The sequence below is a fragment of the Agrobacterium sp. GW821-FHT14E08 genome (assembly GCF_058803865.1).
In genome coordinates, this window is the sequence record NZ_JBXAPJ010000003.1 from 68,455 (window position 1) to 88,827 (window position 20,373).

The 20,373-nt window shown below is 60.7% G+C and carries 21 protein-coding genes; 13 read left to right on the plus strand and 8 right to left on the minus strand.

Going from position 1 to position 20,373, the window contains the following annotated elements:
• Window positions 1–7: 7 nt before the first annotated feature.
• Complete coding sequence (locus tag AC1ROR_RS13060; RefSeq protein WP_035225097.1) at window positions 8–1,210, minus strand: pyridoxal phosphate-dependent aminotransferase; 1,203 nt, start codon at window positions 1,208–1,210, stop codon at window positions 8–10.
• 431 nt (window positions 1,211–1,641) lie between these two features.
• Between AC1ROR_RS13060 and AC1ROR_RS13065 the strand changes: the two genes are divergently transcribed.
• The 4 genes from AC1ROR_RS13065 to AC1ROR_RS13080 are packed head-to-tail and all read left to right on the plus strand — an operon-like array spanning window position 1,642 to window position 5,589.
• The gene (locus AC1ROR_RS13065; RefSeq protein WP_035264931.1) at window positions 1,642–2,574 is read left to right on the plus strand and encodes an ABC transporter permease; all 933 of its coding nucleotides are present in this window, start codon (window positions 1,642–1,644) and stop codon (window positions 2,572–2,574) included.
• Window positions 2,571–3,374, plus strand: a complete 804-nt coding sequence (locus AC1ROR_RS13070; RefSeq protein ID WP_448732383.1) for an ABC transporter permease — start codon at window positions 2,571–2,573, stop codon at window positions 3,372–3,374. The genes AC1ROR_RS13065 and AC1ROR_RS13070 overlap by 4 nt, the downstream gene beginning before the upstream one ends.
• A gap of 25 nt (window positions 3,375–3,399) precedes the next feature.
• A complete protein-coding gene (locus tag AC1ROR_RS13075) occupies window positions 3,400–4,476 on the plus strand; it encodes an ABC transporter substrate-binding protein (RefSeq protein WP_035225087.1) in 1,077 nt (358 codons plus the stop codon).
• Between the two features lie 9 nt (window positions 4,477–4,485).
• Window positions 4,486–5,589 carry an ABC transporter ATP-binding protein gene (locus AC1ROR_RS13080; RefSeq protein WP_498589648.1) on the plus strand — a complete coding sequence of 368 codons (1,104 nt, stop codon included), beginning with the start codon at window positions 4,486–4,488 and terminating at the stop codon, window positions 5,587–5,589.
• 153 nt (window positions 5,590–5,742) lie between these two features.
• On the opposite strand, the gene AC1ROR_RS13085 is transcribed toward AC1ROR_RS13080, so the two are convergent.
• The 6 genes from AC1ROR_RS13085 to accB are packed head-to-tail and all read right to left on the minus strand — an operon-like array spanning window position 5,743 to window position 10,530.
• Window positions 5,743–6,510 (minus strand): 5-oxoprolinase subunit PxpA, encoded by a 768-nt coding sequence (locus tag AC1ROR_RS13085; protein ID WP_498589649.1) that lies wholly within the window; start codon window positions 6,508–6,510, stop codon window positions 5,743–5,745.
• A gap of 25 nt (window positions 6,511–6,535) precedes the next feature.
• Window positions 6,536–7,534 carry a 5-oxoprolinase subunit C family protein gene (locus AC1ROR_RS13090; RefSeq protein ID WP_498589650.1) on the minus strand — a complete coding sequence of 333 codons (999 nt, stop codon included), beginning with the start codon at window positions 7,532–7,534 and terminating at the stop codon, window positions 6,536–6,538.
• Window positions 7,531–8,244, minus strand: coding sequence for a 5-oxoprolinase subunit PxpB (pxpB, locus tag AC1ROR_RS13095; protein ID WP_498589651.1), 714 nt, complete (start codon window positions 8,242–8,244; stop codon window positions 7,531–7,533). The genes AC1ROR_RS13090 and pxpB overlap by 4 nt, the downstream gene beginning before the upstream one ends.
• Entirely contained in the window at window positions 8,241–8,681 is a 441-nt protein-coding gene (locus AC1ROR_RS13100) for an acetyl-CoA carboxylase biotin carboxyl carrier protein (protein ID WP_498589652.1), read from the minus strand. Before AC1ROR_RS13100 ends, pxpB begins: the two co-directional genes overlap by 4 nt.
• On the minus strand, window positions 8,678–10,069 hold the full coding sequence (accC, locus tag AC1ROR_RS13105; protein WP_498589653.1) for an acetyl-CoA carboxylase biotin carboxylase subunit: 1,392 nt from the start codon (window positions 10,067–10,069) through the stop codon (window positions 8,678–8,680). The genes AC1ROR_RS13100 and accC overlap by 4 nt, the downstream gene beginning before the upstream one ends.
• The gene (gene accB / locus AC1ROR_RS13110) at window positions 10,066–10,530 is read right to left on the minus strand and encodes an acetyl-CoA carboxylase biotin carboxyl carrier protein (protein WP_498589654.1); all 465 of its coding nucleotides are present in this window, start codon (window positions 10,528–10,530) and stop codon (window positions 10,066–10,068) included. Before accB ends, accC begins: the two co-directional genes overlap by 4 nt.
• A 193-nt stretch (window positions 10,531–10,723) precedes the next feature.
• Between accB and AC1ROR_RS13115 the strand changes: the two genes are divergently transcribed.
• Window positions 10,724–11,650, plus strand: coding sequence for a DMT family transporter (locus AC1ROR_RS13115; protein ID WP_498589655.1), 927 nt, complete (start codon window positions 10,724–10,726; stop codon window positions 11,648–11,650).
• Here AC1ROR_RS13115 and AC1ROR_RS13120 read toward each other — a convergent pair.
• Window positions 11,619–12,548, minus strand: coding sequence for a DMT family transporter (locus AC1ROR_RS13120; protein WP_498589656.1), 930 nt, complete (start codon window positions 12,546–12,548; stop codon window positions 11,619–11,621). The two genes, AC1ROR_RS13115 and AC1ROR_RS13120, sit on opposite strands and share 32 nt — an antisense overlap.
• Window positions 12,549–12,746: 198 nt before the next feature.
• On the opposite strand from AC1ROR_RS13120, the gene AC1ROR_RS13125 reads away from it, so the two are divergent.
• The 8 genes from AC1ROR_RS13125 (at window position 12,747) to AC1ROR_RS13160 (ending at window position 20,207) form a co-directional block, all read left to right on the plus strand.
• Complete coding sequence (locus AC1ROR_RS13125; RefSeq protein ID WP_080838617.1) at window positions 12,747–13,634, plus strand: LysR family transcriptional regulator; 888 nt, start codon at window positions 12,747–12,749, stop codon at window positions 13,632–13,634.
• A gap of 94 nt (window positions 13,635–13,728) precedes the next feature.
• Window positions 13,729–14,682: a tripartite tricarboxylate transporter substrate binding protein gene (locus tag AC1ROR_RS13130; protein ID WP_080838614.1), complete on the plus strand. Its 954-nt coding sequence runs from the start codon at window positions 13,729–13,731 to the stop codon at window positions 14,680–14,682.
• A 96-nt stretch (window positions 14,683–14,778) separates the two neighbouring features.
• Window positions 14,779–15,447: a 4-carboxy-4-hydroxy-2-oxoadipate aldolase/oxaloacetate decarboxylase gene (locus tag AC1ROR_RS13135; protein ID WP_080838611.1), complete on the plus strand. Its 669-nt coding sequence runs from the start codon at window positions 14,779–14,781 to the stop codon at window positions 15,445–15,447.
• 72 nt (window positions 15,448–15,519) lie between these two features.
• Window positions 15,520–15,972, plus strand: coding sequence for a tripartite tricarboxylate transporter TctB family protein (locus AC1ROR_RS13140; RefSeq protein ID WP_080838608.1), 453 nt, complete (start codon window positions 15,520–15,522; stop codon window positions 15,970–15,972).
• The gene (locus tag AC1ROR_RS13145; protein WP_498589657.1) at window positions 15,969–17,480 is read left to right on the plus strand and encodes a tripartite tricarboxylate transporter permease; all 1,512 of its coding nucleotides are present in this window, start codon (window positions 15,969–15,971) and stop codon (window positions 17,478–17,480) included. The genes AC1ROR_RS13140 and AC1ROR_RS13145 overlap by 4 nt, the downstream gene beginning before the upstream one ends.
• A gap of 43 nt (window positions 17,481–17,523) precedes the next feature.
• A complete protein-coding gene (denD, locus tag AC1ROR_RS13150) occupies window positions 17,524–18,510 on the plus strand; it encodes a D-erythronate dehydrogenase (protein ID WP_498589658.1) in 987 nt (328 codons plus the stop codon).
• Window positions 18,507–19,262: an SDR family oxidoreductase gene (locus tag AC1ROR_RS13155; protein ID WP_035225057.1), complete on the plus strand. Its 756-nt coding sequence runs from the start codon at window positions 18,507–18,509 to the stop codon at window positions 19,260–19,262. The genes denD and AC1ROR_RS13155 overlap by 4 nt, the downstream gene beginning before the upstream one ends.
• Window positions 19,263–19,271: 9 nt before the next feature.
• Complete coding sequence (locus AC1ROR_RS13160) at window positions 19,272–20,207, plus strand: 2-hydroxyacid dehydrogenase (protein ID WP_498589659.1); 936 nt, start codon at window positions 19,272–19,274, stop codon at window positions 20,205–20,207.
• Window positions 20,208–20,373: the final 166 nt, after the last annotated feature.

Genomic DNA, 20,373 nt, shown 5'->3' on the forward strand with positions numbered 1-20,373 from the left:
GTTCTCCCTATTTCATTCCATTGCAGAATTCGGCGATGCGGGCGCAGCCTTCGGCAAGGTTTTCCATGCTGGTGGCATAGGAAAGCCGGAAGAAGGGGCTGAGGCCATAGGCCGCGCCCTGCACTGTCGCAACATGATGTTCGGCGAGAAGCGCCATGACGAAATCGGTATCGTTCTCGATCTTCGTGCCGCCCTTCGTCGTCTTGCCGATCAGCGCGGCAATGTTCGGGAAGATATAGAAGGCGCCTTCCGGCTTGTGGCAGCGAAGCCCCTCGATTTCCGAAAGCTTGCCTAGTACGAAGTCGCGACGCGTCTTGTAGATATCGGCGCGCTCTTTCAGCAGATCCTGCGGGCCGTCGAGAACCGCGACGGCGGCAGCCTGCACGATGGTCGCAACGCCGCCGCTGTTCTGGGTATTGACGTTGCTGATGGCCTTGATGAGATCCTTCGGGCCGCCGCAGAAGCCGAGACGCCAGCCGGTCATCGCATAGGCTTTCGATGCGCCGTTGACGGTCAGCACCCGATCATAGAGGCGCGGCTCGACTTCGGCGATGGTGCAGAATTCGAAGTCGTCATAGATCAGGTGCTCATACATGTCGTCGGTCATGATCCAGACATGCGGATGCCGCAGCATGACCTCGGCGATTTCCTTCATTTCCGCGCGCGAGCAGGCGGCGCCCGTGGGGTTGTTGGGGAAGTTGAAAAGCAGCCACTTGGTCTTCGGGGTGATGGCGGCTTCGAGATCTTCAGCGCGCAGGCGGAAACCGTTATTCTCCGGGCAAACCACCGGCACGGGCACTGCGCCCGCGAACTTCACGATATCGGCATAGCTGATCCACGACGGCGCGGGAATGACGACCTCATCGCCCGGGTCACAGGTGGCCATGATGGCGTTGAAGATGATCTGCTTGCCGCCGCCCGCCACCAGGATCTGGCTCGGATCGTAATCGAGATTATTGTCGCGCTTGAACTTCCGCTGGATCGCGGCCCGTAGCGCCGGCGTTCCGTCGGCGGGCGGATATTTCGTGTCGCCGGCAAGGGCCGCCGCATGCGCCGCCTCGACCGCGTGGGCAGGCGTCGGGAAATCCGGCTCGCCGGATGACAGGCTGATGACCTTGATGCCCTGAGCGGCGAGATCGCGCGCTTTCTGGGTCATGGCGAGCGAAGCTGACACGGTGACGTTGTTAAGGCGTTGGGCGATGGTGGGCATGGATTATTTCCGATTGTAGCGGTGAAGGCAGGCATCGTCGCGACGCCAGTGCATGACAAAGAGGTTACGGGAATTTTCCGCCGTTTCCCCAATACGACTTCGATGTGAGGTCATACGGGATTTTGATGCATCGCCGCCAAAATGGGGTGGGCAGTCCATATGCGTATGCGATGACCTCAGAGGAATAAAATATTATGCAGCCCGTCGGCTTAGCCCCTAAGCTTGGCGCAACAACAAGGGAACGACGCGTCGGGGCAATATTACCCAGAGAGGTAACCGGCGCGAAAATGCAGAAATATGCGACAGGCGCCGGCAAAAGACCGGATGCCTCGACAGGGAGCACACCCAGCAAATTCTAGTCATAGGGCCTGGACGATCTCGTTCGGCTCAAAGCGATGCCTCGTGCCGTATTCAACGCGACGGGAGTATAGATGTCGGATATTGCGATCATGGAACCACATGCCCCGCCACGCCGTGGAGTTTCCGGCTGGAAAGCCCTCGAGCGTCGGCTGTTTTCGCCCGGCATCCTCATCCTGCCGCTGCTGATCTTTCTGCTGATCTTTTTCTTCTGGCCGGCGGTTCGGCTGATGAGCTTCAGCGTCATGACCCAGAATTCGCAGGGGCTGATCGGCTCCCCCTTCACGCTTGCCCATTATGTCAGGTTTTTCGAGGTCGATCTTTACCAGAAGGTGCTCTGGGCGACGATCCGCATCAGCCTGATCACCTCGGTTCTTGCGGCGATACTGGCCTATCCGGTCGCGACCGTTCTCGTGCGCGGCAATATCGTCACGACCCGTATCATCACGTTGATCGTGATTGCACCGCTTGCCGTTAGCGTGGTGGTACGTGCTTACGGCTGGCAGCTCATTCTTGGCAACGGTCCGACCGGCCTTCTGAATTACGTGCTGATGAATCTTGGCATCATAGACAGTCCGATGACGCTGCTGTTTTCGGATGCCGCCGTGGTTATCGGCTCCCTGCACATTTTCTTCCCGATGATGGTACTGCCGCTGTCCTCGGCTCTCGGAAAGATCGATCCGAATCTGCAGCAGGCCGCCAGAACTTTGGGCGCGCCGGCATGGAAAGTGTTCCTGCGGATTACCTTCCCGCTCAGCCTTCCCGGTCTGTTAGCGGGTTTCACGCTGGTCTTCTCTCTGGCCTCGGCATCCTACGTCATTCCCGCTCTGATCGGCGGTCCCGGCTCGCAGATGCTCGGCAACATGGTCGAACAGCAGGTTCTCGCGGTCTATGACTGGCCGTTCGGCGCCACCATCGCCACCATCCTCGTTTTCATCGTCATTCTGATCAACGCCGTCTCGATGCGGCTGCTCGGCGGACGTCGTATCAAGGCAAGCGCGTCATGAACAACAAGCTGACCGGCACTCCCGCCATCGTCCTTTACGCGATCACCGCCGCCATGATGGTCTTCATCCTGGCTCCCATCGTTCTCGTCGTCGCCATCTCGTTTTCCGACAGTTATTTCGTCACCTTCCCGCCGCAGGGTTTCACCTTCCGCTGGTATGCGGCGGTAATGCAGAACGAGGAATTCACCGCCGGCCTCACTTTCAGTGCAGCACTGGCGGTGGCGACCACCATTCTGTCACTGGCGCTCGGCGTTCCGGCAGCCTTCGCGCTCTCCCGTGGAAAATTCATCGGCCGCTCGCTGATGAAGGGGCTGCTGCTTTCGCCGCTGATCTTTCCCGTGCTGGTGACCGGCCTGGCATTGCTGCAGCTTTTCTCCGGTTATGGCTGGATGGATACCAAGCTGAAGCTTCTGATCGCCCACACCGTGGTGACGTCGCCCTATGTGATCCGCACGGTGTTGACCAGCCTTCAGCTCGTTAATGTCAGCCTCGAGGAAGCGGCGCGCACGCTTGGCGCCACGCGCTGGAAGACTTTCACGCGGGTGATATTTCCGCAGATCGCGCCCGGCGTCGCCTCCGGCTCGATCTTCTGCTTCATGGTTTCTTTCGACAATTATCCCGTTTCGATGTGGCTGGCCGATTCCGCGAACCTGCCCGTGCCCATCGTTCTCTATCGCCAGATTGGCACGGTCTTTGATCCTTCGGTCGCGACCATGTCCACCATCATCATCCTTCTGGCGGTGACCGTCGTGCTCGTCCTCGACAGGCTGGTGGGTCTGCGCCGGGCAATGGCTATGTAAATCAACAACAAGAGGGGTACCGGAAATGACAGACAAGACCATCATCATGAAACGGCGCAGTTTCCTGACAGTCACCGCAGGCGCGCTCGCCACACCCTATTTCTACACCGCGGCTTCCGCACAGGACCGCACCATGTATGTCGGCGTCTACAATTCGGCGCAGGGCGGACTGATCAAGAAGGAAGTGATCCCGGCTTTCGAAAAGGAATATAAGTGCCGGGTCCTGACGACCGAAGGCGCGACGCTCGCCAATATCGCCACGCTGCGCGCCACGCGCGAAAATCCGCAATATAGCGTGATGTCGATGGACGATGTCGGCGTTCCGCAGGCCAAGGAGGAAGGCCTGATCGAACAATTGCCGATGGACGAAATCCCCAACCTCAAGAATGTCTATTCCCGTTATCTTTTCGAAGACAATTTCGGCGTCGGTTTTGCGATCTCTATCGCCGGCCTGTTCTACAATCCGACAACGGGCAAGCCGTTCGAAAGCTACGAACAGATGTTCGACAAGAAATATGCCCGCCGCATGCTTCTCAACACACCGAAGAATACCCAGAGCGTTCTGATGCTGATGGTGGCGGCCGCCCTTGCGACCGGCAAGCCGCTGAAGGAAGCGCAATATGATACCGATGCCGGCTGGGCGAAACTCGCCGAGCTGAAGCCGAACGTGCTCTCGATCTATGACGCGGAAGCACAGACGATGATGGTGGCGCAGGGCCAGGCGGATTTCGGCGGCATCGAATATTCCAAGGCGGTTTATCCGCACACCAAGAAGGGCGTGCCGCTGGACATGACCTTCCCGAAGGAAGGCGCATTCACCGGCATCAATTCCATCGCGCTGGTAAAGGGCGGACCGCACCGCGATCTCGCGCTTGCCTATATCAACCGCATCCTCGATCCGGGCGTGCAGAAGATGCTTTCGGAAGCGACGCTGAGCGCCCCTTCCGTCAAGGGCATCGAGTTCGGCGCAGATACGGCGAAGTTCCTTGCCTACCCGGAAGCGAAGATGGAATCGCTCAACCTCTTCACGCCGGACTGGAAATACATCATTCCGCGCCGCGCCCAATGGCTCGAAAAATACAACCAGACCTTTAACGGCTGAGGAACGCTGATGAAATCCGTAGAAGTCCGCTTGGAAAGACTGACCAAACATTACAGCGGTCAGGTCGTTGCCGTCGATGATGTTTCGCTTACCGTCAAGGCAGGGGAAATCCTGGCGCTTCTCGGCCCGAGTGGCTGCGGGAAAACGACCTGCCTGCGCATGATTGCAGGGCTTGTCGATCCCACCTCGGGTGAAATCGTGGTCGGCGGCAAGCCGACCACGCGTACCCCGGTTCACCGCCGCAATGTTGGCATGCTTTTCCAGAACTACGCCCTGTTTCCCCACATGACCGTTGCCGAAAATGTCGCCTTCGGTCTGGAGATGCGGGGCATCTCGAAGGCTGACCGGGAAGGGCGCGTGAAGCAGGCGCTCGATCTCGTTCAGCTACACGCCTTCGGCGACCGACTGCCGGTGCAGCTCTCCGGCGGTCAGCAGCAGCGTGTGGCGCTGGCGCGCGCGCTGGTGATCGAGCCTTCGATGTTGCTCCTGGACGAGCCGCTCGGTGCGCTCGACAAGGGCCTGAGGGAAAGCATGCAGGTTGAAATCCGCAGCCTGCAGCAGCGGCTTGGCCTCACCACGATCATGGTGACCCACGATCAGGACGAGGCCCTGACCATGGCGGACCAGATTGCCGTGATGCGGGATGGCAATCTCGAGCAGATCGCACCGGCAGGCGAAATCTACCAGAAGCCGCTGACCCGCTTTGTCGCGGGTTTCATCGGCGCCTCGAACTTCTTCGAGGCGACCGTGGCGGAGCGCAATGGTCGTTCCGCAAGGCTGGTCACCGGTTCCGGCGTGCGGCTCGATGTCGAGGATATGGGGGCGGTTCAGGGCGATAAGGTCGTCGTGACCGTTCGCCCCGAAGCGATCTCGGTCTCACCGCTTGCGGTGGACGCAGGTGAAAACGCCAGCAATTCCACCACGGCGCGGGTGGAGCAGGTCGTTTATCGCGGTTTCATGTTGCATTATTATCTGCGGCTGGACAATGGCGAGCCGATGATCGCCTACCGGCAGACCCAGACGGAAGGTTTCACCAATGCCGTCAGCGCCGCGGGTGATCGGGTGAGACTGAGCTGGACGAGCGACAGCAATCACGTGATCCAGCTGAATTGATGCTTCTGCGGCCGGGTCGCTCAGGCGGCCCGGCTGACGGCGGATCGAAATCCGTGTCGTATTCCATAGCCGGCAAAAATTACGGCACCGCGCTCCTGACATGGAATGCGGTGCCGTGCTTTTTGTGCTTCAGGATATGAGGCGTATGCCGCTTCAGGCAACCACTTCGCGAGCCGGCACGACACTACCGCCGCAGGCTTCCACTTCGCTGCGCACGGTGCGCGCAAGCTCCAGCGAGCCGGGCGTATCGCTGTGGATGAGGATCGATCTGGCGCGAACGGGGATGGTCTCGCCCTCGATGGTCGTGACCGTGCCTTTTTCCAGAAACTGGCGCACCCGCGCGCGCACTTTTCCCTCTTCCTTGATGACGGAATTTGGCAGCTTGCGTGGCACGAGTTGGCCCTTCACATCATAAGCCCGGTCGGCGAGAAAGAGGTTGAGCACTTTCAGCCCGCAATCCAGAGCCGCCTTTTCGATCAGCATGTCCGGCATCGAAAAGACAATGAGATTGGGATCGACCGCCCTGATCTTTTTCATGATCCGCTCGGCAAGCGCCGCATCGCGGTTGATCATGTTGCCCATGGCGGCATGGAAACTGATATGGGAGAGCGCGACATCCTGCGCTTTCGCAATCGCCGAAAGCGCGCCGAGCTGGTAGAGAACCTGCTGTTCCATTTCTTCCGCATCGACGGGAATTTCGCGGCGGCCGAAGCCGAGACGGTCGGCGAGGCCCGGATGGGCGCCGACGCCGACGCCGTTCTGTTTAGCCAAACGCACCATGCGCGCCATCATTTCCGGATCGCCGGCATGGAAGCCGCAGGCGATATTCGCCGAAGAGACGACTTCCATAAGCTTCTCGTCGTCGCAGACCTTATAGACGCCGAAACCTTCGCCCATATCGGAATTAACATCGATCTTCATGGTTCCCTCTCCTTGTTCTTCAGGATTATCGTTTTGTCAGCGTGCCGAGTGCGGCGGTAACCAGCGGCAGGGTTCTGCGGATATCCGCGAAATAGGCGTCGATCGCCTTTTCGACCTCCAGCGCCTCGCGTACCGTTGCTTGCACGAAGCGGATGCGGCTGCCGATGCGGGCCTGGCCGAGACGCCACAGGTCACTGTCGATAATACCTGCCATCTTCGGATAACCGCCGGCGGTGTTGGCGTCGCTCATCTGGATGATCGGCTCGCCGCCCGGCGGTACCTGAACCACACCCGGTATGACGCCATAGGAGCGCAGTTCCACGGGAGCCGAAAGCATAAGTGGCGTGCCGGCCAGCCGGTAACCGGTGCGGTCGCTCTGCGAGGTGATTTTCCAGGCTTCGGACCAGAAACGTTCCGCACCTTCGCCGAAAAGATCATGTTCGGCGGCGGGAATGGCGCGCAGCAGCAATTCGCCATTGTCGGATACCGGAAACATGTCCGGCATCGCCTCGGCAAGCGGCATGACACCGAGGCCGCTTGCCGGCAGCGCCGGTGGCTCGCATGGCAGAACGGACAGCCTGTCGCCGGTGGTGAGATGGCGTCCCTCATGGCCACCGAAGGAGCCGCGAAGCGAGGTGCTGCGCGATCCCATCACCACAGGAACATCGACGCCGCCCTGAAGGCAGAGATAGGCGCGCGCATTCTTAAGCGGCGTCGAAAATTCGAGGATCTGACCCTTTTCTGCCCGCGCGCACCAGTAAGGCGGCAGATCAGTACCATTGAGCCGTGCGGCGCAATCCGCACCGGTTACCGCGAAGGTCAGCGCCTCTTCGAATTCGATGCGGAAAGGAAAGGTCTGGATTTCAATCGCCGCAGCATCCTCGCCATTGCCGACGAGAATATTGCCGACCCTGAGTGCGATGGGGTCCATCGCGCCCGTGGCGGTGATGCCGATATTGCGGTAACCCGCGCGGCCGAGATCCTGGACGGTGTTCAGCGGTCCGCAGGCAAGAATATGGATCATAGTTCGATCCTTTCAGGAAGGAAACGAACGCGGTCGCCGGGCGCAAGCACCGCCGGCTGCTCGGCAGTGGCGTCGAACATGGTGATTTCGGTAAAACCCAGCGAATTCCAGCCGTTCGGCCCGGTCAGAACCGAGATGCCGGACTGCATACCGCCGATGGTCACCATGCCCTTCAGCATGCGCAGCGACGGGACTTTCTTGCGCGGCATGAAAATGCGCGGATCGAGACCGCCGAGATAACCGAAGCCCGGCGCGCTGCCGACGGCGAAAACCGTATAGGTCCGCTCGAAATGCAGGCGCACGACTTCTTTGTCCGGCAGGCCGGAATAATCGCATATCGCCGCAAGGTCGATGGCGGGTTCGCCGCCATAGGTCGTCGGCACTTCGATGGTCTTGCCCAGAAGATCGAGCTCCGCCGTCCTTTGCCAGATATCGAGAAGTTCATCTTGCAAACGCCCGGCATCTTCAGGCGTGCTGCGTAGCACGATCAAGAGGTTGGTCATGCCGGGTATGAGTTCCAGCACCTCGGGGCGGTCCTTCAATGCGCGCGTCAGCGCCCAGATGCGCCTCTGGGCGGGTAGGTCCAGCTCGCCGGGCGCTTCGATCAGAAACGTCTTGTTGCCGATCATCGAGATTTTCGGCAGGCCCAGATGGGCGGGGGTGACGTGGGGTGTTTTCAGCGGGAGGTTGCTCATCGACGTCACCATCATGTTTCGGTCTTGAGAAGGGTGGAGCCATAGCCAACAAGCGCACCGGCTTCCGTCACGATTTCGCCGACGGTGCCGGCTTTTTCGGCGATGACCGGAACAAGCACGGGTCCGGCCGCGATGAATGCGACGATCTCGCCTTTCGCTACGGATTGTCCTGTCTGAACCGCCCGGTCGGAGCGCTGCGGATGCGCGGGTTTGAAGATGCCGGCCATCGGTGCACGGGCAAGAATATCCCCCGCCTTTACCGGCGCTTTGGCCGATTCGATGGGCCGCTGCGCTGCGGGAGGCTGAGCGCCTGCCATGGCAACGATCTTCAATGATCCATCCGGCGTCTCTATTTCAATGGCGGAGACATTGTTGCGCTCGAGGTGAGCGGCAAGATCGGCAATCGTACCGGGCTCGCTATAGCGGGATATCGAAACAGACTGTCGCTTCATTTTGAACTCCGCGCTGCAAGCCAATGCTCGAGGTAATGAATATCTGTGCCGCCTTCGGAGAAGGCGGGATCTTCCAATATTTCCCGCTGCAGCGGCAGGTTGGTAGAGACGCCTTCGATGCGCATTTCGCCAAGCGCGCGCCGCATGCGCATGATCGCCTGTTCGCGCGTCGGCGCATGGACGATCAGCTTGGCGATCAGGGAATCGTAATGGGCCGAAACCCGATAACCCGCCGTCACATGGGTATCGACCCGAACGCCGGGACCGCCCGGCAGGTGCAGAGCCGTGATCAGGCCGGGACAGGGAATGAAGCTATAGGGGTCTTCGGCATTGATGCGGCATTCGATCGAATGGCCTTCGCAGACGATATCGTCCTGCGAAATCTCAAGCGGATGGCCGAGAGCGACGAGAAGCTGCTGGCGCACCAGATCCACGCCCGAGGTCATTTCCGTGACCGGATGTTCGACCTGCAGGCGGGTATTCATCTCGATGAAATAAAATTCGCCATTCTCGTAAAGAAACTCGAAGGTGCCGACCCCGCGATAACCGATCTGGCGGCAGGCTTCGACGCAGCGATTGCCGACGAAAGCCGCGACATCGGGCGGGATGCCGATGGCCGGGCCTTCTTCGACGACCTTCTGGTGGCGGCGTTGCATGGAACAATCGCGCAGCCCCACCCAGACCCCGCCGCCCTGACCATCGCAGAGAACCTGAATTTCGACATGGCGCGGATGTTCGAGGAACTTCTCGATATAGAGTTCCGGCGTCCCGAAAGCCCGGCTTGCCTCCTCCCGCGTGACGAGAACGGCATCCTGAAGGGCGGAGGCATCGTGCACGACACGCATGCCGCGCCCGCCGCCGCCGCCGGCCGCCTTGACGATGACGGGATAGCCGATTTCGGCGGCGATTTTCGAGACTTCGGCCATGTCATCCGGCAGGGCGGAATCGGGACCGGGAACGCAGGGCACGCCGGCCTCCATCATTGCCCGCTTCGCCGCGATCTTGTCGCCCATGGTGCGGATGGCGTCGGCGCGCGGGCCGATGAAGACCGCTCCCGCCGCCTCCACGGCTTCCGAAAAAGACGCTCTTTCGGACAGGAAACCATAACCGGGGTGAACTGCGCCAGCGCCGGTCAGCTCCATCGCAAGCAGTATGGCCGGCACGTTGAGATAGCTCTGGGCGGGAGAGGCCGGGCCGATGCAGATGGCGGTATCGGCCGCCTTCAGATAGTCGGCATCCTTATCGGCTTCCGAATAGATCATGACGGTCTTCAGGCCGAGCTCACGGCAGGCGCGCTGCACCCGCAAGGCAATCTCGCCGCGATTGGCGATCAGCACGCTGTCGAATGTTCTTGGCTCAGCCACCTTTGGGAGTGTCTCATTCATCATTCGAACTCCAGCACCGGCTGTCCGAGTTCGACATCTTCGCCGTCATTGGCGATAAATCTGGCGATCCTGCCGCTTCGTTCGGCCCTCACGGTGTTGAACACTTTCATCGCCTCGATGATGAAGAGTTCCTGTCCTTCCTTCACCTCGTCGCCGGCTTCGGCGAAAGGCGCCGCACCCGGGCTCGGGGCGCGATGGAAAAGGCCGAATGAGGGTGCTGCGACGATGCCGGATGACGCCGGTGCGGCTGCGGCGGATGCCGGCGCCTGCTCTTCGGCGCGGGGTGTCTCGGATGCCGTTTCGGCTACCGGAACGGGCCGGGGCTGCGATGATGGCGCCTGCAGTGAAACGGCATTGTTTTCGCGGATGATCCGGACCGTGGTTCCCTCCTGGCTCACGGTCAATTCGGATACTCGCGATGAGCCGACGAACTCGATCAGTTTCTTGATCTTTTCCAGATCCATATTGGTTTCCAACGTCTTTTTTGTCCCCACGGCGGCAGGCGGGCGGAGCGGAATCCGCACCCTGTCCATCAGCAATAGCTACCATGGAGGCAGGATTGATGGGGTCAGACGAAGTTCCTATGGACATTGCTTTCCGGTTTGATATCCCGCCGCCGCATGGTGAAACGGTTCGAAGACTCCGAAGGAACGAACCATGGATTCCCGCAAAGGCATTCTCCTCAAAATCTCCGCAGCGCTCGCTCTGGTGCTGATGGGTGCCTGCATTAGCAGCCTCAGGGGCGAGATACCCATCGGGCAGGTCGTCTTCTTCAGGTCGGCGGTGGCCATGCTGCCGCTCTGTCTGTGGATGGCGGTGCAGGGCGGTTTCCGAAGGCAGGTGGCCACCAGCCATATTGGCGGCCATCTGGTGCGGAGTTTTTCCGGCACCGGCGGCATGGTCTTCAGCTATCTGGCGCTCGCCTATATCCCGCTGGCCGACGCGACGGCCATCAGCTACGCGACACCGCTCTTCACCGTCATTCTGGCGGTGCTGCTTCTCAAGGAAGTCGTCAGGATTTACCGCTGGACGGCGGTGGTCGTCGGGTTGTGCGGCATCGTGCTGATCCTGTCGCCGCATTTTTCCTTCGATGTTTCGGATGTCGCTTCCGGCTCCGGTGTCGCTATGCTCGGCGGCCTGTTCGGTCTGGCGGCGGCTTTTTTCTCCGCCATATCGATGATCCAGATCCGGCATTTGACGCAGACGGAAAATACCGGCGCAATCATCTTCTATTTCACCCTGCTCACCACCGTCATCGGCTTTGCCAGCATTGGCATGGGCTGGAAAATGCCGACCGCGTGGCAATGGACCCTGTTGATCGGCACCGGTCTCATTGGCGGTATCGCGCAGATATTGGTAACGCTCAGCCTGCGTTATGCCGAGGCCTCGCTGCTGGCGCCGTTCGATTACACCACGATGATCTGGGCGCTGTTGATCGGTTACACCTTCATGGATCAGGTCCCGGCCCTGACGACCATTCTGGGGGCTTCTATCGTGGTTGCCGCCGGTTTGTTCACGCTGTGGCGGGAAAGGCGGCTGCACAAAAAGCGTGTTACGGAACAGCTGACGCTGTCGGCTCCCTGATGGCCTGTTTCGCCAGCCGGTTTTCGCGCCACATGGCGAAAAGTCCGGCGGCGATGACCGTCAAGGCGCCAATGATGGTCGCACCCGTCGGCACTTCGGCCATGAAGAGATAACCGAGGGCGATTGCCCAGATCATCGTGGTGTAATCGAACGGCGCCAGCAGCGAGGCCTGGGCGTGGCGCAGGCTGAGCGTCATGGCGATCTGGCCGATGCCGCCGGCAAGGCCGCCGCCGGCGAGCAGCAGGAACTGGTGAAAATCCGGCATCTTCCATCCAAATCCGAGCGTGGCGAGGCCGGCCACGACACCCGTCAGCGTATAGATGAGAACGATGCGCGACGGCTTTTCGATGCTGTTCAGATGGCGGACGGCAATGGAGGAAAAGGCCGCGCAAAGCGCACCGGTCAGCGCCAGTGCGGTTCCGGTCATCGCGACCCTGTCGATTTGAGCGGGGCCTGAGGTGGCATCGAAGATCAGTTTCGGCGACAGCGTGATGAAGACGCCGATGAAACCGGTCAGCACGGCGGACCAGCGGTATATCCGCACTTTTTCGCCTAGAAGCAGCGCTGCCAGCATGATGGTGAAAAGCGGTGTCGTGTAGCTCAGCACCGTCACATTCACCAGCGGCAGATAGGCGAGGGCGAGAAAGCCGAAGAACATGCCGCCAAGCCCGGCCGAGCTGCCCGCGAGCAGGCTGCCGATGTTCTTTGCGGCCGGCACGGTTATCCGCTCGGACGAGGCGATGAACCAGAGACAGAGGGGAATGAGGGCAAAAAATCCCCGGCAGAAGACGACTTCGCCGACGGGGATCGCCCCGTCCAGGCCCTTCACGCAGGCGGACATGACTGTGAATGCCAGCATGGCCGTCAGCTTGAGCAAAATTCCGGTCTTAGGATTCATCCCGCTCCCCATCGCAGCCCAAACCGTGTCATGGGGAAGAAGCGGAGAAAAGCCTTAGCCGGCTGTCATAAGAATCTTGTCTTACCCCATCACTTCCTTGAAGGCCGGCAGGACCGCCGGACGGCGCTTTTCCCCTAGGCCCGCGCGGTGATTTGGTGTCATGATCGCATCTCGAACCGGCGGGAGGTTTAAGCGGGCATGTTGGATTTGCGCAGGCTGCGATATCTGGTCGCGATTGCCGATTGCGGCTCCATGTCGGCGGCGGCGCGGCAATTGGGGATAGCCCAGCCGGCGCTCAGCCATCACATTACGGAACTGGAAAGGCTGGTGGGGTTTCCCGTGCTGCACCGGCTGGCGCGGGGCGTGAAGGCGACGGAAAAGGGTGAAGTCCTGCTTTCCCATGCGCGGGAGATTACCGAGAAGGTGCGGCAGGCGGAGGCGGAAATCCGGGCCATGGCCTATCTGGATGAGCGGGTGATCCGGCTGAGCCTCATTCCCTCCTGGGCGACCGCCTTTGCGCCGAGCATCATCAGCGAGGTTGCCGCTTCGATGCCCAAGGTTTCGCTGCGGCTGATAGAGGCGCGCAATGACGAATCCCTGCGGCTCATCCGTCTCGGCAAGGTGGATATGGCCGTTGCGCTGGTGGGAGCGGAGGACAAGGCCGACGATCTTATCGTCAAGGAGAGCCTGTTTGCCGTTTCTTCAAGGCCTATCGGCCGGTCGATGCCGCTTGAGGCTGCAGCAGGGCTCGACCTGATCCTGCCGCCGAAAGACAATCCGCTGCGCATATCGATCGACGAAGCCGCTGCCCGTGCCGGGATAACACTGAACGTCACCATGGAGATCGACGGGCAGGATACGATCAAACGCGCCGTCAGCGCCGGTATCGGTGCGACGATCCTGTCATGGAATTCGGTGCAGCAGGAGCAGGAGGCCGGTCAGCTTCAGGCCGCCCATATCATCGAGCCAGTCATTTATCGCTCCGTCCATCTGCTGAAGGGCAGGGAGGTGGATGAGCGAACGTTCAGGCTGTTCCGCGACCTTTTGCGGGCTGTCGCAGGACGCGAGCCGGCATTCAACCCATAAACGATCTGTATGGGTAAATTGAAAACTCGGTATTTGTATTGTTGATGGCTTCTTCCTAGCCTCCCCTGTGAAAGCGTATCGGGGAGGAAAAGATATGCGTTTGAAGACATCTCTGTTTGGCATGCTGGCGGCGGCGGGAATGCTGGCTGCGGGAGGGGCGGCGGCGGAATATCCGGAGCGGCCGGTGACGCTCGTCATCGGTTATCCGGCCGGCGGCGGCACCGATATCCAGTCGCGGGCGCTGGTGCCCTATCTTGAAAAATATCTCGGCACATCCGTTGTGGTGGAAAACCGCGAAGGCGCCGGCGGGCTGATCGGCGCGACCTATATCGCCAATGCGAAGCCTGACGGTTACACCATCGGGGCGCTGAATTTCCCGTCAATGTATTCGCCGATCGTGCAGGGCAATGCCAGCTACAAGGAAGAGGCCTTCACGGCGCTCGCAAACCAGATCGGTGGCGATCTGGCGCTGACAGTCAACAAGGTGTCGCCGATCAAGACCGCCAGGGAATTCGTGGAGGCGGCCAAGGCGAACCCGGTCGTCGTCGGCGTGACGGGCATCGGTCATCCGAGCCAGATCACCGCCCTGCTGTTCGAAGAGGCGGCGGGCGTGAAGCTCAATTTCGTGCCCTTCAATGGTGGCGGGCCGGCACGGCTCGCCATGCTTGGCAACCACGTGACGCTCGGTTTCATGAACCTCAACGAGGTCTTCGCCGACAATCGTTCCGGCGCGCTGCGTGTGCTCGCGACCTCCGGTGCCGAGCGTTCGCCGCTTTCGCCTGATGTGCCGACCTTCAAGGAAGCCGGCTACAATGTGCAGTTCAGCCTGCTGGCGGGCTTCGGCGCGCCGAAGGGCTTGCCGGCGGATGTGGAGGCCAGGCTGGTCGATGCTTTCCAGAAGGCGCTGAAGGACCCGGATTATCTTGCCGATGCCAAAAAGCGCGAGCTGACGATGCTGCCACTGACACAGGCCGAATTTGCCGAGGCGCTCAAGAAGGGCAACGCCAATCTGGCCGAGCTCTGGAAAAGCAAGCCCTGGACAAAATAAGCGGCCGGCACCGACCGCTTCTCTCATCCCCAATGAAAATGACGCTTGGGCCGCGTTTGGCCCAGGCATGACCCACTGTTGAAAGGAATCCGGCCCATGGCCCATGTCATCCGCAATTTCCAGCGCCCTTCCAGAGCCGATATCGAGGCAATCAGCAAATTCAGCCCCGCCACGATTCACGAGGCGCAGGGCAAGCTCGGCGCTCTCGATTATCGCATCAAGCCGATCAAGCCCGGCCTGAAAATCTGCGGCCCCGCAATCACCGCGAAATGCCATATCGGCGACAATTTGATGATTTTCGAAGCCATCAATCTGGCAAAGCCCGGCGATGTGCTGGTCATCGATGGCGGTGACAATCCCAATCAGGGCGGCTTTGGTGATGTGCTGGCTGCCGCCTGCATCGGCAAGGGCATTGTCGGCTTCGTGGTCAGCGCCGCCGTGCGTGATGGCAAGGGTCTGCGCGAGATTGGTTTCCCGGTGTTCTCACTCGGCCTTTGCATGAAGGGCACCTCCAAGGACACGCTCGGCACCATCAACCATCCGGTCGTGGTCGGCGGCGAATTGATCAGCCCCGGCGATATAATCTGCGGCGATGATGACGGCGTTGTCGTCGTTCGCGAGAGCGATATCCCGAAACTCGTCAAGGCCTGCCGGGAGCGCGACGACCACGAGAACCACATGATGGAACTGCACCGGCAGGGCAAGATGGATATCGAGGATCGCTACGAAATGATGCGCTCGAAAGGATGTGTCTGGGCCGATTGAGCCGGTGTTTCGACATCTGAATACGCCGTGTCGGGAAGCGCGGCGTATTCTCAGTGTGGAGGGGAGATAATCATGGCCGAAAACGGCTCGAAACTAACGGCGAATATTCTGTCGGGGGCCTTCTTTCTGGCGGCCGCCGCCGGGCTTTATTATGGCGCGCGGCCGCTGAGCATGGGCACCAATTTCCAGCCCGGGCCCGGCTATATGCCGACGGTCATCGCGGCCTTGATGTTTGCGCTGGGTATCGCGCTGCTTTTGCAGGATCTGCTGGGAAAGACACCGTCCGAAGCCTGGGTGGCGCCGAAAATGCGCCCGTTTCTGGCGGTGGCCGGCATTGCCGGTTTTGCGCTGCTGATCGAGCCACTAGGCTTTATCGCCGCTGCCTTCGTGCTGATCGTGCTCGCCTGCATCGCTTATGGCAGGATCCGGCCGGTTGAGGTTCTGTTGCTTTCCGCCGTGCTCATCTTCGCCTGCATCCTCATTTTCGTTGTGGGCCTCGGACAGAGGATACCGTTGCTGCCATGACCGATCTTCTTTCCAATATCGTTCTCGGTTTTGGCGTGGCCGTCACACCCGTCAATCTTTTCTATTGCCTGCTGGGTGTCACACTCGGCACGATGATCGGTATCCTGCCGGGCATTGGCCCTTCCGCCACCGTCGCACTGCTTCTTCCGATCACCTATACCATGCCGGATACGGCGGCGCTGATCATGCTCGCGGGCATTTTCTACGGTGCGCAATATGGCGGTTCGACCACGGCGATCCTCGTCAATCTGCCGGGTGAATCCTCATCCGTCGTCACCTGCATCGATGGATATGCCATGGCGCGGCAGGGCAGGGCGGGTGTGGCGCTGGCCACGGCGGCGCTCGGATCGTTTTTTGCTGGCACGGTGGCGACTGTCCTGATCGTCGTTGTCGCAAAGCCGCTTTCGGCCATTGCGCTTGCCTTCGGCCCGGCCGATTATTTCAGTCTGGTGATCTTCGGGTTGCTGTTTGCCGTGTTCCTGTCCAGCGGATCGCCGGTCAAGGCGGTCGGCATGGTCGCCTTCGGTATCGCGCTCAGCCTCGTCGGCATCGATCCGACATCCGGGGAGCAGCGTTTCACCTTCGGCATGGCCGAATTGTTCGACGGCATCGATTTCGTTGTTCTTGCCATCGGTCTTCTCGGTGTCAGCGAAATCCTTTTCAACCTTCAACAGGGTGTGGAGCGGGATGCGGGAGCGGTAAAGACCGGATCGCTGATGCCGACGCGGGAGGATTTCAAACAGGCTTTCCCCGCCGTCCTGCGTGGCACGGCGCTCGGTTCTTTCCTCGGCGTGCTGCCCGGTGGTGGTGCGATTATGAGTTCTTTCGCGAGCTACGCGCTGGAGCGCAAGATCGCCAAGGATCCATCCCGTTTCGGCAAGGGCGCAATCGAAGGGCTGGCGGGGCCGGAAAGCGCCAATAATGCCGGCGCGCAGACCTCCTTCATCCCGCTTCTGACGCTCGGTATTCCCGCCAATGGACTGATGGCGCTGATGGTCGGTGCAATGATGATCCAGGGCATTACACCGGGACCGGAAGTCATGCAGTCGCGGCCCGATCTCTTCTGGGGGCTGATCGCCAGCATGTGGGTGGGCAATCTTCTGCTGCTGGTGCTGAACCTGCCGCTGATCGGCATCTGGGTGGGGCTTCTCGGCATTCCTTACCGCTTTTTGTGCCCCGCCATTCTGATGTTCTGCGCCATCGGCGCCTATGGCCTGTCCTACAGCGTCGTGGACGTTCTGTTCTGCGCGGTCTTCGGCATTGTCGGCTTCTTCCTGCGCAAGATCGGCTGCGAGCCAGCACCGCTGGTGCTGGGTTTCGTTCTCGGTCCGCTTCTGGAGCAGAACATGCGCCTTGGGCTGCTGATTTCGCAGGGAAGTTTCTCGACATTCGTCACCCATCCGATCAGCGCCACCCTGCTCGCCTTGTCCGGCATGGTCGTCATCATGATGGCGATGCCGGCGATCATGCGCCGTCGCGAGGTCGTGTTTCAGGGTGATGACGACTGACGATCAATCGAGCCGGCGCGGCCGGCCAAACAAAGGTGAAACAATGCATATTCTGATAATCGGTGCCGCCGGAATGATCGGCCGCAAATTGACGCAACGTCTCGCTTCTGACGGAGCGATTGGCGGTGCGAATATCACCGAAATGACCCTGACGGATGTTTTCGAGCCGGCAGCGCCGAAAGGCTTTGGCGGCAAGCTGACCATCGAGCGCAGCGATCTGTCGAATGCCGGCGTCGCCGAAAAGCTGATCGCCAAGCGACCGGATGTGATCTTCAACCTCGCCGCCGTGGTTTCGGGCGAAGCGGAGGCCGATTTCGAGAAAGGCTATCGTATCAATCTCGATGGCGGGCGTTCGCTGTTCGAGGCCATCCGGCTGGAGCATCAGAAGGATGGATACCGGCCGCGTGTGGTCTTCTGCTCGTCGCTCGCCGTGTTCGGATCGCCTTTCCCCAAGGTGATCGGCGACGAGTTCCTGCCCGCACCGCTGACCAGCTACGGCACGCAGAAGGCGATCGTGGAGCTGTTGCTTGCGGATTATAGCCGTCGCGGTTTCTTCGATGGCGTCAGCATCCGCCTGCCCACCATCTGCATCCGCCCCGGCAAGCCGAATGCGGCCGCCTCCGGCTTCTTCTCCAATATTCTGCGCGAACCGCTGGTGGGCCAGGAAGCGGTGCTGCCCGTTGCCGATACCGTGCGCCACTGGTTCGCCAGCCCGCGCTCGGCCGTCGCCTTCCTGCTGCGCGCCGCGAGTGTTGATCTGTCCGGGCTAGGCGTTCGCCGCAATCTCATCATGCCGGGGCTTTCGGCCACGGTGGCCGATGAAATCGAGGCCCTGCGCGCCTTTGCCGGGGAAAAGGCTGTGGCGCTTATCAAGCGCGTTCCCGACGAGCGGATCATCCGTATCGTCGATGGCTGGGCCGAGGATTACGATCCGCAGCTCGCCCTGTCGCTCGGCTTCAGGGCGGAAACGTCCTTTGCCGAAATCATTCAGGCGCATGTGGAAGATGAGCTTGAGGGGAAAGCAGCATGAGTGATGGAAAGATCGCGCTCGTTACGGGCGGAGGAACAGGAGTAGGCAAGGCGATTGCCAAGGCGCTCCTGGAAGAGGGTTACAGCGTTGCGATCACGGGGCGGCGGCGTGAGGTTCTGGACACCGCCGTCGCCGAATGGCGCGAACATGGAGACCGTATTCTGGCCGTCGCGGCCGATATTTCCCTTCCGGTCGATGTCGAACGGCTGTTTGCTGAGGTCACCGGACGTTTTGGCCGCCTCGACCTTCTGGTCAACAATGCCGGCATGTCGGCACCGGCGGTCCATATCGAAGATGTACCGTTCGAAACCTGGAATGCCGTGGTGGGAGCCAATCTCACCGGCGCTTTCCTTTGCACGCAGGCGGCGTTTCGTCAGATGAAGGCGCAGTCGCCGCAGGGCGGGCGCATCATCAATAATGGCTCGATTTCGGCCACCACGCCGCGTCCGCGTTCGGCGCCATACACCGCGACCAAACACGCGATCACCGGCCTTACCAAGTCGGCCGCGCTGGATGGCCGGGCATTCAACATCGCCTGCGGGCAGATCGATATCGGCAATGCCAGCACCGAAATGACGCGCGCCATGGCGACCGGTGTGTTGCAGGCGGATGGCAGCACCGCTATCGAACCCACCATCGATGCCAGCATCGTCGCCCGGGCTGTGGTGCATATGGCCTCGCTGCCGCTCGAGGCGAATGTGCTGACCATGACGGTGATGGCGAGCGGCATGCCTTTCGTCGGTCGCGGCTAAGGAGCGCGCATGAAGCCCGATCTTCTGCAAACCTACCCGCTTCAGCCACAGATAGAAGCCGAACTGCAAAAGCGCTTCCGGGTCCATCGCTGGCACGAAATATCCGACAAACAGGCGTTTCTGCAAGCGGAGGCGGCTTCGATAAAGGCTGTCGTCACCGGTGGCCATATCGGCCTTGCCCCTGATCTTGCCGACTGCCTGCCCGCTCTCGAAATCGTCGCCATCAACGGCGTCGGTTTCGACAAGGTCGATCTCGATCAGGCCCGCGCGCGCGGCTTCAGGGTCACGAACACGCCGGACGTGCTGACCGAGGATGTCGCCGATCTCGCCATCGGCCTTTCCATCATGCTGCTGCGCCAGCTTGTCAGCGCGGATCACCATGTCCGCTCGGGAGAGTGGAAAAAAGCCGAGATGCCGCTTGGCAACAAGGCCTCGCGGCGGCGTTACGGGATTTACGGGCTTGGCCGCATAGGCCGCGCCATTGCGGCGCGGCTGGAAGCCTTCGACGCGGAGATTTCCTATTTCAGCCGGCGGAAGCAGGATGTGGCTTATGGCTATCATTCAACGGCAGTGTCGCTCGCAAGCGCCTGCGATGTCCTGATCGTCGCGGCGGCGGCGACGCCGGAGACCAGACACGCGATCAGCCGCGAGGTTCTAACGGCGCTGGGGCCGGACGGCGTGCTCGTCAATGTCGCCAGAGGATCGCTGGTGGATGAAAAGGCGCTGGTCGATATTCTTGTGGCAGGCGGGCTGAAGGGGGCGGCGCTCGATGTCTTCGAGAACGAGCCGCATGTTCCCGAGGCGCTGATCGGCATGCGCAATGTCGTTCTCGCCCCGCACATCGGCGCTGCGACCCATGAGACGCGGCTTCAGATGGGCGCTCTGGTTCTCGCCAATCTGGATGCGCATTTCGCAGGACAGGACCTGCCGACGGCTGTGGTCTAGAATGTGCCGGTGGCCGGCATGGGGGATGCATGCCCTGCCGGCCGGATTGCCGCATCGCTGAAAGTGGTACAATCGCCATCCATACAAGTTGCTTATTACTCCAAAAAAAATCGGTCTTAGGCAAGCGATGAAAGCTTCACTAATGTTTGCTCAACGATAGGGGACA